The 12908-nt window shown below is 62.1% G+C and carries 14 protein-coding genes and 1 pseudogene; 8 read left to right on the top strand and 7 right to left on the bottom strand.

Translation table 11 applies throughout. The features are described 5' to 3' along the window. Positions 1-14 precede the first annotated feature (14 nt). From NKJ88_RS14285 to NKJ88_RS14275, 3 genes are all read left to right on the top strand, one after another. Positions 15-1121, top strand: a complete 1107-nt coding sequence (locus NKJ88_RS14285) for an ABC transporter substrate-binding protein (RefSeq protein WP_023668506.1) — start codon at positions 15-17, stop codon at positions 1119-1121. Between the two features lie 212 nt (positions 1122-1333). Then, the gene (locus tag NKJ88_RS14280) at positions 1334-1942 is read left to right on the top strand and encodes a helix-turn-helix domain-containing protein (protein ID WP_023687089.1); all 609 of its coding nucleotides are present in this window, start codon (positions 1334-1336) and stop codon (positions 1940-1942) included. Next, positions 1932-3017: an ABC transporter ATP-binding protein gene (locus NKJ88_RS14275; RefSeq protein WP_023735598.1), complete on the top strand. Its 1086-nt coding sequence runs from the start codon at positions 1932-1934 to the stop codon at positions 3015-3017. Before NKJ88_RS14280 ends, NKJ88_RS14275 begins: the two co-directional genes overlap by 11 nt. A gap of 440 nt (positions 3018-3457) precedes the next feature. On the opposite strand, the gene NKJ88_RS14270 is transcribed toward NKJ88_RS14275, so the two are convergent. Next, positions 3458-4111, bottom strand: a complete 654-nt coding sequence (locus tag NKJ88_RS14270) for an SOS response-associated peptidase (RefSeq protein WP_352444413.1) — start codon at positions 4109-4111, stop codon at positions 3458-3460. Between the two features lie 186 nt (positions 4112-4297). Here NKJ88_RS14270 and NKJ88_RS14265 point away from each other — a divergent pair, with 186 nt between their 5' ends. Beyond that, complete coding sequence (locus tag NKJ88_RS14265) at positions 4298-4651, top strand: nuclear transport factor 2 family protein (RefSeq protein ID WP_023684393.1); 354 nt, start codon at positions 4298-4300, stop codon at positions 4649-4651. Between the two features lie 89 nt (positions 4652-4740). On the opposite strand, the pseudogene NKJ88_RS14260 reads toward NKJ88_RS14265, so the two are convergent. Both NKJ88_RS14260 and NKJ88_RS14255 read right to left on the bottom strand, forming a co-directional pair. Continuing rightward, positions 4741-5221: pseudogene (locus NKJ88_RS14260) on the bottom strand (SRPBCC family protein). Beyond that, positions 5218-5574, bottom strand: coding sequence for an ArsR/SmtB family transcription factor (locus NKJ88_RS14255; RefSeq protein WP_352444411.1), 357 nt, complete (start codon positions 5572-5574; stop codon positions 5218-5220). The pseudogene NKJ88_RS14260 and the gene NKJ88_RS14255 overlap by 4 nt, the downstream one beginning before the upstream one ends. Before the next feature lie 164 nt (positions 5575-5738). On the opposite strand from NKJ88_RS14255, the gene NKJ88_RS14250 reads away from it, so the two are divergent. Beyond that, the gene (locus tag NKJ88_RS14250) at positions 5739-6086 is read left to right on the top strand and encodes an ArsC family reductase (RefSeq protein WP_023709906.1); all 348 of its coding nucleotides are present in this window, start codon (positions 5739-5741) and stop codon (positions 6084-6086) included. 210 nt (positions 6087-6296) lie between these two features. Here NKJ88_RS14250 and NKJ88_RS14245 read toward each other — a convergent pair whose 3' ends face one another. The 3 genes from NKJ88_RS14245 to NKJ88_RS14235 all read right to left on the bottom strand — a co-directional run bounded on the left by NKJ88_RS14245 (position 6297) and on the right by NKJ88_RS14235 (position 8925). Next, positions 6297-6653 carry a DUF488 domain-containing protein gene (locus NKJ88_RS14245; protein WP_023692122.1) on the bottom strand — a complete coding sequence of 119 codons (357 nt, stop codon included), beginning with the start codon at positions 6651-6653 and terminating at the stop codon, positions 6297-6299. A gap of 15 nt (positions 6654-6668) precedes the next feature. Continuing rightward, a complete protein-coding gene (locus tag NKJ88_RS14240) occupies positions 6669-7925 on the bottom strand; it encodes an aminopeptidase (protein ID WP_023692121.1) in 1257 nt (418 codons plus the stop codon). A gap of 85 nt (positions 7926-8010) precedes the next feature. Continuing rightward, the gene (locus NKJ88_RS14235) at positions 8011-8925 is read right to left on the bottom strand and encodes a LysR substrate-binding domain-containing protein (RefSeq protein WP_023687096.1); all 915 of its coding nucleotides are present in this window, start codon (positions 8923-8925) and stop codon (positions 8011-8013) included. A 94-nt stretch (positions 8926-9019) separates the two neighbouring features. Here NKJ88_RS14235 and NKJ88_RS14230 point away from each other — a divergent pair, with 94 nt between their 5' ends. The 3 genes from NKJ88_RS14230 (at position 9020) to sbmA (ending at position 11846) form a co-directional block, all read left to right on the top strand. Then, a complete protein-coding gene (locus tag NKJ88_RS14230) occupies positions 9020-9235 on the top strand; it encodes a hypothetical protein (protein ID WP_023668495.1) in 216 nt (71 codons plus the stop codon). 81 nt (positions 9236-9316) lie between these two features. Next, positions 9317-10474: a YbfB/YjiJ family MFS transporter gene (locus NKJ88_RS14225; RefSeq protein WP_023738455.1), complete on the top strand. Its 1158-nt coding sequence runs from the start codon at positions 9317-9319 to the stop codon at positions 10472-10474. Positions 10475-10589: 115 nt separating this feature from the next. Then, a complete protein-coding gene (sbmA, locus tag NKJ88_RS14220) occupies positions 10590-11846 on the top strand; it encodes a peptide antibiotic transporter SbmA (RefSeq protein ID WP_023668493.1) in 1257 nt (418 codons plus the stop codon). A gap of 26 nt (positions 11847-11872) precedes the next feature. On the opposite strand, the gene NKJ88_RS14215 is transcribed toward sbmA, so the two are convergent. Further along, complete coding sequence (locus NKJ88_RS14215; protein WP_023834492.1) at positions 11873-12877, bottom strand: polysaccharide deacetylase family protein; 1005 nt, start codon at positions 12875-12877, stop codon at positions 11873-11875. Between the last annotated feature and the right edge of the window lie 31 nt (positions 12878-12908).

The following is a 12908-nucleotide window of genomic DNA, read 5'->3' as shown; positions in this document are numbered from 1 at the left end:
AGAGGAGAACCGAAATGGCATTCGACCCGAAATCAATTACTGGGCTGAAATCGATCACTGGCCCGAAATCGATCACTGCAAAGACAGCCCGCACCGGGCTTGCCGCGCTTGCAATCGTCCTGTCGTCGACTGTCGCCTTCGCCGCCGACAAGCTGCAATATTTCACCTGGTCCGGCTATGAACTGCCAGACTTCAACAAGAGCTTCCTGACGGCCCATCCCGATGGCGTCGAGGCCTCGATCTTCGGCGACGACGACGATGCCTTCACCAAGGTCAAGGCCGGCTTCCGCCCCGATATCGCCCATCCCTGCTACGACAAGGTGGCGCGCTGGAACAAGGAAGGCCTGCTGCAGCCGATCGATACCAAGCGCATCAAGAACTGGGATTCGATCTTCCCGGTGTTCAAGAACCTGCCCGACATCCAGGCCGGCGACGGCAAGGTCTGGATGGTGCCGTGGGATTGGGGCAACACCTCGATCCTCTACCGCACCGATCTGGTGAAGAACCCGGAAGCGAGCTGGAACCTTCTGTGGGACAAGCAATATGCCGGCCGCATGGCGACCATCGATGCCGTGCATGACACGCCGATCGTTGCAGCACTTCTGGCCGGCGTAAACCCCTTCGATATGACGCCGGAGCAGATGGACAAGGTGGCGGAAAAATTGCGCGAGCAGCGTCCGCTGCTCTCCAACTACACCACCGACATGACCTCGGTCGAACAGGCGCTGGCCAGCGGCCAGCTGGTCGCCGCCATGACCTGGAACGCGTCGGCAACCTCGCTGAAGAAGCAGGGCGTGCCGGTCGAGTTCATGAAGCCGAAGGAGGGCATGCTGACCTGGGCCTGCGGCTTCGTCATGCTCAAGGACGCCAAAAACGTCGACCTCGCCTATGACTTCATCAACAGCCGGCTCGACGCCGACTCGGGTAAGTACCTGATCCAGGCCTACGGCTATGGCAGCTCGCTGAGCACCGCCTTCGCCGGCGTGGCGAAGGACGAACTGGACAAGCTGCAATTGCCGGCGGACCCGGAGGTGATGCTGAAGACCACCATCTTCACCGGCCCGATGAAGCAGAACGACGATGTGGCGAAGATGTTCGAGAAAGTGAAGGCTGGGGGGTGAGCTGAGGCTGGGGTGTCCCCTTCTCCCCTTGTGGGAGAAGGTGGATCGGCGCACAGCGCCGAGACGGATGAGGGGTGTTCCAAGGAACGCCAACGTCTCACTCCGCTGGAACCCCCCTCATCCGTCGCCTTCGGCGACACCTTCTCCCACAAGGGGAGAAGGGGGAGCCTATCAACCCCGCGCCGCGCCAATAAAGAGACGAGGACCCACGCATGGACATGCTTGACGACGCAACCGAGAAGCCCAAGGCCGACGCCGACATCCGCGTCGGCCGGCGCGTGCGGGCGCTGCGGCTGGAGCGCAATTTGTCGTTGGCCGAGCTGGCAGCAAAAGCCGGCGTCTCCATCGGTGCGCTGAGCCAGATCGAGCGCGGCCTGTCTTCGCTGCGCGTCAAGGTGATCTGGCCGCTTGCGGCCGCGCTCGACATCGAGCCTTCGGCGCTGATCACCGACGGCAACGAAGCCGCCAACGATCTCTATTGCGTGCGCGCCGACAAAAGGCGGCAGCTCCCGGTCAAGTCGGAAGGCATCGCCAAGGCGCTGCTGTCGCCGCCGGGCGCGGCGCTGACCGGCCTCTTGGTGACGGTGGAAGCCGATGGCGGCACGGCGGAAGCCTATGCGCATATCGGTCACGAGTTCGGCTATGTCCTGTCGGGCGAGGTCGAACTGGTGGTGGACTCGACAAAATACGTGCTGAAAAGCGGCGACTCCTTTGCCTTCAAGAGCACGCTTCTGCACGCCTTCCGCAATCCCGGCACCGAGCCTTGCCAGATCCTCTGGGTCAACACCACCAAGCCGTCCGAGGTTCGCGATGGCGCCTGATGCGCTGGTACGCCTGGACACGGTCTCGAAGGTTTTCCCCGGCGGCATTGTCGGGCTCGACGCCGTCGATCTCGACATTATCAGCGGCGAGTTCATCACCCTGCTCGGGCCCTCGGGCTGCGGCAAGACCACCAGCCTGCGCGTCATTGCCGGTTTCGAGAGCCCGTCGAGCGGCAAGGTGCTGCTTGACGGCCGCGACATCACCGCGCTCAGGCCGTTCGACCGTCCCGTCAACACCGTGTTCCAGGATTATGCGCTGTTCCCGCATATGAACGTCGCCGAGAATGTCGGCTTCGGCCTGTCGCTGCGCAAACTGTCCGGCGCCGAGCAGGCAAAGCGCGTCCGCGAAGCCCTCGACATGGTCGGCCTCGCCGACAAGCTCGGCGCCCGCGTTTCCGAACTGTCGGGTGGCCAGCGCCAGCGCGTCGCGCTCGCCCGAGCCATAGTCTGCGAGCCGCGCGTTCTGTTGCTCGATGAACCGCTGTCGGCGCTCGATGCGCATCTGCGCGAACAGATGCAGGTCGAACTGAAGCGGCTGCAGTCGCGGCTCGGCACCACCTTCGTCATGGTCACCCACGACCAGACCGAAGCGCTGTCGATCTCCGACCGCATCGTCGTCATGAACAAGGGCCGCATCGAGCAGATCGCGCCGCCGGCCACGCTCTACGACCGGCCGGCGACGAAATTCGTCGCGAGCTTCATCGGCACGATGAACCTGCTGCAATCGCGCTTCATCGGCCGCGATGGCGACCGCCTGCGCTTCGCCGCCGGCGGGCTCTCGCTGGAGGCGACATCCGAAACCGGCGACACGCCCGGCGAAGGTGCGACGCACACCATCGGCGTCCGTCCGGAGGATCTGCTGGCCACCACCGACGCCGCCGCCGGCACCACGCCGGCGCGCGTCAACTCCATCGTCTTCCACGGCCGCACGCTGCGCCTGCATGCCGAACTCGGGCAGGGGCTGCCGGTGGTGATCGATGCGCCGCGCCAGGCCGAGGGCTTTCAATTCAGCGTCGGCGACGTGGCGCATATCAGCCTGCGCCGTGGTGCCAACTGCCCTATGCTGCCGAGCTGATCCAACCCAATCCCTTCATCGACGGTTGGATTTAACCTGCTGTGAAGATCGCCAAGGTGGAATTAAGTGTGAATTGACTCGCAAAGGAACATATTCCTACTTTGCGGGATGCCCGAACTAAGCACCCGACCGCGCCGAAATGTGCAAACCCTCTGCTTGGCGCATGAAGTCGGGCAGCTAATTCGTGTTCGATGTCGGAACTGCAACATCACTCGACACTATCTGCCTGGCGATCTCGCAAAGCTGGTTGGTGATATCCCCTTTTGGGATGTGGAGCGGCACATGCGGTGCGAGCGCTGCAAAGGTCGTGAGCTCGATGCAGGCATCATTCTGCCAAGCGCTGCTGAACGCCTTAAAATTCGCGTCAGACGTCTTGTCGAAATCCGCATGGTTCGCCGGGTAATCTGGCGAGACGACGATTGAGGAGAGCCGATTTCGGGCTAAAACAGAGACCCTTGGGCCGGGGCCCGTGGTGGGAACTTGATCTGTGTGGCTGGCTTCTCAACGATCACCAACGCGTCGTTGGGCGCCGTCCGCTGCAAATGCCGTGCTTCCGACCATGGCGCCGTCAGCCAAGCCTCGGTTTCCTCCGGCGTGGTGAGGATCACGGGCATAGCCTTCTCATGTATCGGCGCAATGAGAGCATTAGGCTTGGTGGTCATGAAGGCGTATAGCTCGAAGTCGCCGGGACCGTCCTTCACCTTTCGCACGCCCTGCCAAGACGTCCAGAAACCAGCGAAGAAGAACAGCGGCCGGCTCTCGCCACGGGCAAACCAGTAATTTCGCTGGCTGGTCACCGGCACGACACATCTGTGTTCGACGCCCACATATTGCTGCCAGTGCGAATATTGCGGATTGCGAACGTTGGTGGTGCCGTAGTCGGCCTTACCTTTCATGCGCTCGGGCGGCGTTGGCAAACCCCAAAGCAGTTTCGCCAGTTCACGCTCCCCATCCGTCCTGTTGCGAACGACAAGCCCAGGTTGATTGGGGTAGACATCAAGCGAAGGTTCGAGGTTGCCGCTGATATCGCGCAATGTGCGGGTCCATTGGCGGACCGCCTCTTGCGTCGTCGTGATGTTGTAGAGGTTGCACATGCACCCAGCATTGCGGACTTGGCTTTTGTCTGCAACCGAAGTCGCTGTCCGACGCCGCCGCAATCGTCGTCACACAGCCGCGCTATATCATCGTCCTGACACACCTTGTCAGCTGTCGTGCGGGTAAAGGTGGCGGGCCGGCAAGCGCTTACCTACTTCAAACCAGTCTGAACAGGAGGAACACACATGACCATCGCGGATGTTGCCAAGGATTTCACTGAAATGCTCCAGCAGGGGGATCACCTGGGTGCTGGTGAAAAGTACAATGCCGATGATATCGTCAGCCTCGAAGCCATGGAGGGGCCGATGGCCATCGCCCGTGGCAAGGAGGCTCTCAGGCAAAAGGGCGAATGGTGGCAAGAGAACCACGAAGTCCATGGCGGCTCTGTCGAAGGCCCCTATGTCAACGGCGACCAGTTCGCGGTGCGCTTCAAGTTCGACATAACGCCCAAGGCGACCGGCGAACGGGTCACCATGGACGAGGTTGGCCTGTACACGGTCAAGAACGGCAAGATCACCGAAGAGCGCTTCTACTACTGAGCCCGGGTGCCGTAGGGTTCCGGCGCACTTCGCTGCACGACCCAAAAACCAGGCGGCCGGGACAAAGTCCTGGCCGCAGTGGGAAAAGCTCAAATGGTCTTCACATAGTGCGCCAACTGATCGGCCACCGTGCCCCAGCCGTCGAAGAACCCCCATCTCTTCATGATTGTTGCGGGTAGCCTCGTCGCGATGGATGGCCGTTGCCGTGTAGCGCGTGCCCTTGTCATCCGACTGAAGCGAAATGACTGCGGTGATGAAGGGCTCGCCGGAGGGCCGATAGCCCGGCAGCAGCGCATCGGTCCACACCAGCCGCTCGTTCGGCACGATCTCGAGATAGCAGCAATGGCGGTCGTTGACCTCCTTGCCGTCGGGCGATTGCATGCGCGTCCGGAACAGTCCGCCCGGACGAAGGTCGATCTCGCAATCGGTGATCAGCCAGGGCTTGGGCGTGAACCATTGCTTGACATGCTCCGGCACCGTCATCGCGCTCCACAAGAGTTCGCGCGGCGCGTCGAGCTTGCGCTCCAGCACAAGGTCCAGTCTGGGGTCAGGCTTGAAGGGATAGCTCACTTTCCTGGCTCCTTGAGGCTCATCACATAGGCGTCGAATTGATCGAGTCGGCGCTCCCACAGCGTGCGCTGTTCGGCCAGCCAGTTTTCGGCGAGCTGCAGCGGTTCGGGCGCCAGCTGATAGGTCCTGGTGCGGCCGATTTTTCCCGATCGCACCAGACCGCAGCCTTCCAGCACTTTCAGATGCTCGATGAAGGAAGGCAGCGCCATCTCGAAAGGCTGCGCCAACTCGCTGACCGAGGCCGGACTGCGGTTCAACCGCTCGACCACGCGCCGCCGCGTCGGGTCAGCCAGCGCGCGGAAGATGCCGTCGATCGGCGGGAGACTTGTAGTTGGGGCGTGGAGGCTTGGCATGGGCGATCCTGAGGTCTGTCGACGCGGTGCAGCAGATACTTAGGAAATTTCCTTAGTATTGGCAACCTCTAAAAAAGCGCCGCTAGCGATTGGGACGCTGGCAAAGCGGGGAGGGCGGTTTTAGGCTGTCTGAGGATTCGACTGTCAGTCGAGGGAAGCGCGTTTTGACGATCACCATGTACGGCATCACCACCTGCGACACGATCCGCAAGGCGCGCACCTGGCTGGAGGGCCATGCTGTGCCCTACCGCTTTCACGACTACCGGGCCGAGGGGATAGAGGCGGGCAGACTGGACGGGTGGGTCGGCAAGGTTGGCTGGGAAAAGCTGCTCAACAAGGGCAGCACCACATTTCGCGAACTGCCGGACAAGGACAAGCAAGGGCTCGACGAGAAGAAGGCCAGGAAGCTGATGCTGGCCAACCCGACGATGATCAAGCGCCCGGTGCTCGAGGTCGGGGATGAGATTTTGGTTGGCTTCAAGCCGGAGGCTTATGAAGGGGTGGTGAAGTAGCGTCGCCTCGCTTCGTCATCCTGTGGCGAAGCTAGGTTCGAAGCGACGCAGCGCAGACCATGGGATCCTGTCGGTCTCCTTCCCACCCCAAACATAGCATGGGAACAACACACAGGATCCTCGGGTCAGCCCGAGGATGACGAACGCGTGGAGGGCGATCGCTAATTGTGAAGGCTTTCGCTTGCGGCGTATGCAGCGGTTCGCTGTCTCTCAACCCGTCCAGCGCAAATACCCCGCCAACGCCACCGCATTGTTATGCGCCTCGTCATGTGCGCCATAAAGCAGCGTCACCTTGGCCTTGCCGAGCAAGCCACGCAGTTTCGCCACCGCTTCTCTATTCCCATCCAGCTCGACCGAATACCGCACCTGAAACTCCGCCCATCGCGCCGGCTCATGTCCGAACCACCTCCGCAATTCATCGCTCGGCGCGATCTCCTTCAGCCACAGCGTCAGCGCGGCATCCTCCTTGCTGATGCCGCGCGGCCAGATGCGATCAACCAGCACCCGCTGCCCATCATCGGGCGCGGGTGCTTCGTAAATTCGCTTGACCGTCAGGTCGAAACCCATCCGCCCTCCGCGAGCTTACGCCCACTCACCCTTGCGCATCACCGGCACCTTGCGGCCATCCTTGTGCACGCCGTCTATGTCGATCTTGTCGGAGCCGATCATCCAGTCGATGTGGATAAAACTCTTGTTGCCGCCGCGCTGGGCGATTTCGTCCTGGGTGAGCGAGGCGCCGTCGACGAAGCATTTTGAATAGCACTGCCCGAGCGCGATGTGGCAGGCGGCGTTCTCGTCGAACAGCGTGTTGAAGAACAGCAGGCCGCTGGCCGAGATCGGCGAGGAATGCGGCACCAGCGCCACCTCGCCGAGCCGGCGCGAACCCTCGTCGGTGTCGAGCACTTTCTTCAGCACGTCCTCGCCCTTCGAAGCCTTGGCCTCGACGATCCTGCCCTCTTCGAAACGCACCGAGATATCGTCGATCAGCGTGCCCTGGTAGGACAGCGGCTTGGTCGAGGATACACGGCCGGAGACGCGCCGTGCATGCGGCGTGGTGAAGACCTCCTCGGTCGGGATGTTCGGATTGCAGGTGACGCCGTTCTTGGCAGTCGAGGCGCCGCCCATCCATTCATGGCCATCGGCCAGCCCGACGGTGAGGTCGGTGCCCGGGCCGCTGAAATGCAGATCATGGAAATTGTGCTCGTTCAGCCACTTTGTGCGGCCGCGCAGCGCTGCATTGTGCGCCGTCCAGTTTGCGATCGGGTCTTCCACATCGACCCGTGATGCCGAAAAGATCGCATCGGCGAGCTTCACCACGGCGACATCGTCGGCATCGCCGGGGAAGACCTGTTTTGCCCAGGCGAGATCCGGGTAGGCGACGATGTTCCAGTTGATGTCGAAGCCGGTGATCTTTTCCAGCGCCGGCTGGTAGGCCATCGAGTTCGCCTTGTTGGCGCGCGCCACTTTCGCCGGGTCCTGCGCCGACAACAGCGACGGGTCCTCGCCGCGCACGGCAAGCCGCGCCGCATTGTTGGAAAAGGCCTTCGCCATGCCTTCATACATCCAGCCGGCGGCGCGGTCGAAGCCGGCATCCGCGCCGTAGCGGAAGCGCGCCAGCGTGATCTCGTCATCGTTGAAGATCGGCGTCACCAGGCCGGCGCCCGCTTTATAAGCGTACTCAACGATGCGCCTGGTCAGCGGCAGTGCGGCGATCGACGAGGTCAGCACCAGATCCTGCCCCGGCTGCAATTGCAGCCCGACCTTGATGGCGACTTCCGCCAGCCTGTCGAGCTTCACCGGGTCGATGGTTGCGGAAACGCCGCGCGAATGTGTGGTCATGATCCTGCCTGCCTTGGTCCGGGAGTGAGAGTTCCAACATAGGCCGGCGCGGCTGTCCTTTCCAGCACCGTCGCGACGGACAGCCCTAGGCAGCGCTTTCCAGCGCGCTGAACTGCGCCACGGTCGCCGCGATCTCTTCGCGGATCCAGATCTTGAAATCGCGCACCTTGCGGCTTTCGGTCTTGGTGGCCGAGGTCACCAGCCAGTAGCCGAGGCCGCTCTGCGCCCGCACGCCGAAAGGCGCGACGAGGCGGCCGTCGGCCAGCGCATCGGCGGCCAGCAATTGCCAGCCGAGCATGACGCCGTGGCCGGCGATTGCCGATTCCAGGCACAGCATCGGGTCGGTGAAGCGCGCGCCCTTGCGGAAGCTGACCGGCTCGGCCCCGGCAGCCTTGAACCAGCTCTCCCAGTTGATCATCGCCCGCTCGTCGGTGATGGCGCAGGTCTGCGCCAGGTCTTCGATCGACTTCAGTTTCTTGGCGATCACCGGCGCGCAGACCGGAAAGACTTCCTGCGCCAACAAAAGTTCCGCCCGGCCGCCCGGCCATTTGCCGTCGCCAAGCCGGATGGCGATGTCGATGTCGGAACGTTCGAGATCGGCGAGGCGCACCGAGGCGTCGATGCGCAGCAGCACGTTGGGATGGCGGTCGAAATGCCGCGACAATCGCGGCAGCAGCCATTTCGAGGCGAAGGCCGGCGCCACCGAAACCACCAGCGTGCATTGGCTTGCCTCATCGGCCAGCGCCACCGCCTGCGCCAGCTCGCGAAAACCGGCGCCCAGCCGGGCGGAAAAAACCGTTCCGAATTCGGTCAGCACCAGCCCGCTTGCGGTGCGTTCGAACAGCGCCTGTCCGAGCTGCTTTTCAGTGCGGTTGATCTGCTGGCTGACGGCGCTGACCGAGACGTTGAGTTCGCCGGCCGCCGCCGCGAGCGAGCCGAGGCGGGCGACGGTTTCGACGGCGCGCAGGCCGTTGAGATGGACGCGGTTCAGCATAGCCATTTCAGTTTTTCTAAACCGGCGCGGCTGAAATCTCAATTGAAAGACAGCCCGACAAGGCAGATTTTAGTGGGACAGTCAGACCGAGGAGGCGAGGATGACGATCGTATCATTGTTCAAGATCTTAGCCGCTGCCGGCCTCCGGCCGGACCGCTATGATGGGATGCACGGCGGCGATGTCATCGACTGGGTTACCGACCCATTGTCGCATCCGGTGCTGGACACCATGTCGGAACGCGAACTCGGAGATATCCCGTTCCGGCTGACGGCGCGCCGCACCGCCTACGAGACCGGGGCGGTCGGCTGCGGCTGAGATGCGGGGGCGTTAGTCGCGCCCGCTGGCCCAACACAAAGCGGATTGTTTCATCGGTCGCCAATTCTATGGTGCGCTGCAATGAACGCCGCTCCATCACCCTTGCGCCAAGCTCTCGCTGGCATGATCGCCATGGCCGTTGCCATGGGCATTGGCCGTTTCGTCTACACGCCGATCCTGCCCGGAATGATGGAAGAACTGCATCTGTCGCCGGCCGATGCCGGCTGGATCGCGTCGGCCAATTATCTCGGCTACCTCGTCGGCGCGCTTGCGGCGGCAGGCGGCTGGGCGCATGGGCGCGAGCGCCTGCTGATGTTTGGCGGCCTTGCCGCCAGTGCTGCGCTCGCCGCCCTGATGGGGCTGAGCGAGACGATGACCGCCTTTGTCGTCCTCCGCTTCCTTGCCGGTCTCGCCAGCGCCTTCGTCATGGTGTTCATGGCCTCGATCGTCTTCGGTCACCTGGCAGCCGCCAACAGAAGCGACCTGCAGGCGCTGCATTTCGGCGGCGTCGGCCTCGGCATCGCGGCATCCTCAGCGCTGATGGCGGTTCTGGTCACCGAACATGCCGGCTGGGCTTCGGGCTGGCTGTGGTCGGCAGCGATTTCCGCCGGCGGCCTTGCGATGGTCGCCTTGCTCGCCGGCAGCACCGCACCTGGCCGCGGCGTGGCCGACCGCGAACCGGCACTGCCGAGGGACCGGTCGTTGGCAAAAGTCATCGTTGCCTACGGCCTGTTCGGCTTCGGCTATGTGGTGACGGCGACCTTCCTGGTCGCCATCGTGCGCCAGGGCGGCGGCGGCCGCGTCTTCGAGGCAAGCGTCTGGATGGTCACCGGCCTTGCCGGCTTTCCCTCGGTCTGGCTGTGGCAGAAGGTAGCGGCACGGATCGGGCTTTATACCGCCTATGCCGTGGGCTGCCTGGTCGAGGTGGTCGGCGTCACCGCCAGCGTCGCCATCGGCGGCACCGCCGGGCCGCTGCTGGCGGGCGTCCTGCTCGGCGGCACCTTCATCGCCATCACCGCGCTCGGCCTGCAGACGGCAAGGCAGCTCGTGCCGGAGGCGCCGCGCCGGATTTTTGCGCTGATGACCGCTTCCTTCGGCATCGGCCAGATCGTCGGCCCGATCGTCGCCGGACTGCTGGCGCAAGCCTCGGGCAACTTCTTCCTGGCCTCGATCGTCGCTGCTGGCGTATTGCTGGTATCTGCTGGGATCACCTGGTCGGCCGCGCCAAAATCGCCATGATTGTGGTCTTGCTCGATGCCGGGCATCGGGTACGGGCATTTGCTTTCCACCTAATGTGTGACTTTATGCCCGCTGAACCCCGCTGATTTGCGCACCGACCGAGGATTTCACCACAGTGTTCGTATCCTTCTTCCCGCAGCCGAAGCTGTTTTTCACCTCGGCCGCCGTCTGGAGCCTTTTGCTCATCATAATTTGGTTTTTCGGCGGCCAAGAGCTGGGTACCCTGATTGGGCTTGCTCCGGTGGCAGCCGACACGCCCGTTGGCGTTGAAGTCTTTTGGTCTGACCCGTTCGTCTGGTTCTACCTATACTACGGCACGGGCGTAGCGCTTTTCGCTGGCTTTTGGAGGTGGTATTCACCCCATCCTTGGCAGAACTGGTCGATCCTTGGGTCCGCGCTCATTCTCTTCGTGATCTATTTCCAGGTTCAAGTGGATGTAGCCTTTAACGCTTGGTACGGACCGTTCTACGATCTCATACAGCGGGCGCTCGGCAAGGCGTATTCGACAACGCCGTGGGATTTCTACAGCCAACTGCTGACCATCTCCTGGGTCGCTGGATTGGCCGTTGCCGTGGGTGTCCTTAACCTATTTTTTGTGAGCCATTGGATCTTCCGCTGGCGCACGGCGATGAATGAATACTACATGTTCTATTGGGACAGGCTTCGCACTATCGAAGGAGCGTCGCAGCGTGTCCAGGACGACACCATGCGCTTTTCCACGACGATGGAAGCACTCGGTGTGAATTTGGTCCGCTCGGTAATGACGCTGATCGCATTCTTGCCCGTTCTCCTCGTTCTGTCGAAAAATGTAACTGAATTGCCAATCGTCGGAGAGGTCCCTTACTCCCTAGTGGTGGTAGCGATTGTTTGGTCGATTTTTGGGACTACTTTCTTGGCGCTCGTCGGCATCAAGTTGCCAGGCCTCGAATTCCGTAACCAGCGCGTCGAGGCTGCCTATCGAAAAGAACTTGTTTATGGTGAAGATGATCCGAATCGTGCTCGGCCGCCCACTGTCGCCGAACTATTTAACAACGTGCGGCGAAATTACTTTAGGCTTTACTTCCACTACATGTATTTCAATGTGGCTCGCATATTCTATCTTCAGATAGATAATATATTCCCTTATATAGTATTGGTCCCAACGATGGTGGCCGCCAAAATCAGTTTGGGTCTATTGAACCGAATTCTCGATGCCTTCGGGCAAGTGCGCTCCTCGTTCCAATATCTCGTCAATGCGTGGACAACGATTGTCGAGCTTCTGTCCATTTACAAGCGCCTGCGTGCCTTCGAGGCAATTATCCACGGCGAGCCGCTTCCCGATATCGATCGTCGTTTCCTCGCGCGCCAGGCAAAGGAACCCGACCCGGCTTGATCCTATCTGCATAGACGGTTGGCGGCTCAGCCGCCCACCGCCGCCTGCCTCTCGCTACCACGTTGCCGCTGCACATAATCGCGAAAACTGATGCACTCGACATCTGATTTGACGCAGTTTTCGCCGGCAAAGCGCTCCAGCGCGTCCCAGTAGGCGCCGTTGTTCATCGGCGTGAAGTGGAAGCTGAGCACCAGCGGGATGCGCTTGCCCTGATATTGCCTGTCGAAGGCGGCGCGGAACGCCTGGTACGTCCGCTCGGTGAAGTCTGCCGCCTGGCTTGGCCGCTCGAAGCCGCCGGAATGCCTGACATAGAGATTGTAGTCCATGGCGATCACCAGCCTACCATCAGGGCCTTCCGGGATCTGCGGCAGCGAAAAGCGGGTCAAGCCGCCGCCGGTCGGCGGCTCGACCGGGCCTTTCGAAACGCCGCTGGCATCATAGTGGTAGCCGGCTTCAGGCAGGGCCTCATAGAGCCCTTTGCTGGTCGAGAGGTACGGCGCGCGAAAGCCGACAACGGCATGGGCAATATCGCGCCATCCCTTGGGCTCGGGTTCAATACCGTTGATCGCATAGGCGTTTTCCAGAATGCGCTCGAACGAGGCGAATTCCTTCAGCCAGTCGGCCTTGCTCCAGTCCTTGCCGTCGAAATGGCCGCAGCCATGGCTGGCGATGTCGTGGCCTTCCGAAGCGGCGAGCCCGATCTGATCGAGCCGATCGGCGACGTCCTGCTTCGAAGCGGCAAAGCCGATGTTGGATTTGCCCGCGGACTTGGCCGGAGCTGTGTAGTCGGCCCGCGTCTGCGGCGACAGCAGGAAGACGCAGGACAAAAAGTAGGTGAAATGCGCGCCGGTGCGCTTGGCCAGCGCCCGGCTGCGCTGCCATTGCGAGATCTCCCGGGCGCTATCGAACGAGATGATGACGATTTGCTTCGGCTTTGCCGGGGCAGGCGGCGCCGGCGGGTCGGCGAAAGCCGCACCAGCCATGGCAAGCACGGCTGAGGAAAACGCAACAACGCGGGACAAACGTGGCATCGGCAATCTGGGCTTGATCTGGAGGCAGTCC

Origin of the sequence: Mesorhizobium sp. M0016 (genome assembly GCF_040324035.1) — a bacterium.
Taxonomy (GTDB): Bacteria; Pseudomonadota; Alphaproteobacteria; order Rhizobiales; family Rhizobiaceae; genus Mesorhizobium.
The sequence above is the reverse complement of the archived record's forward strand: the minus strand, read 5'-3'. Positions and strand labels throughout refer to the sequence as shown.

Bases quoted from the DNA above. Each gene is read 5' to 3' on its own strand.
- NKJ88_RS14235 (WP_023687096.1), bottom strand. From the start codon at position 8,925: ATGGCTATGCTGAACCGCGTCCATCTCAACGGCCTGCGCGCCGTCGAA.
- NKJ88_RS14280 (WP_023687089.1), top strand. From the start codon at position 1,334: ATGGACATGCTTGACGACGCAACCGAGAAGCCCAAGGCCGACGCCGAC.
- NKJ88_RS14225 (WP_023738455.1), top strand. From the start codon at position 9,317: ATGAACGCCGCTCCATCACCCTTGCGCCAAGCTCTCGCTGGCATGATC.
- NKJ88_RS14240 (WP_023692121.1), bottom strand. From the start codon at position 7,925: ATGACCACACATTCGCGCGGCGTTTCCGCAACCATCGACCCGGTGAAG.
- NKJ88_RS14215 (WP_023834492.1), bottom strand. From the start codon at position 12,877: ATGCCACGTTTGTCCCGCGTTGTTGCGTTTTCCTCAGCCGTGCTTGCC.
- NKJ88_RS14230 (WP_023668495.1), top strand. From the start codon at position 9,020: ATGACGATCGTATCATTGTTCAAGATCTTAGCCGCTGCCGGCCTCCGG.
- NKJ88_RS14270 (WP_352444413.1), bottom strand. From the start codon at position 4,111: ATGTGCAACCTCTACAACATCACGACGACGCAAGAGGCGGTCCGCCAA.
- NKJ88_RS14285 (WP_023668506.1), top strand. From the start codon at position 15: ATGGCATTCGACCCGAAATCAATTACTGGGCTGAAATCGATCACTGGC.
- NKJ88_RS14255 (WP_352444411.1), bottom strand. From the start codon at position 5,574: ATGCCAAGCCTCCACGCCCCAACTACAAGTCTCCCGCCGATCGACGGC.
- NKJ88_RS14265 (WP_023684393.1), top strand. From the start codon at position 4,298: ATGACCATCGCGGATGTTGCCAAGGATTTCACTGAAATGCTCCAGCAG.
- NKJ88_RS14245 (WP_023692122.1), bottom strand. From the start codon at position 6,653: ATGGGTTTCGACCTGACGGTCAAGCGAATTTACGAAGCACCCGCGCCC.
- NKJ88_RS14275 (WP_023735598.1), top strand. From the start codon at position 1,932: ATGGCGCCTGATGCGCTGGTACGCCTGGACACGGTCTCGAAGGTTTTC.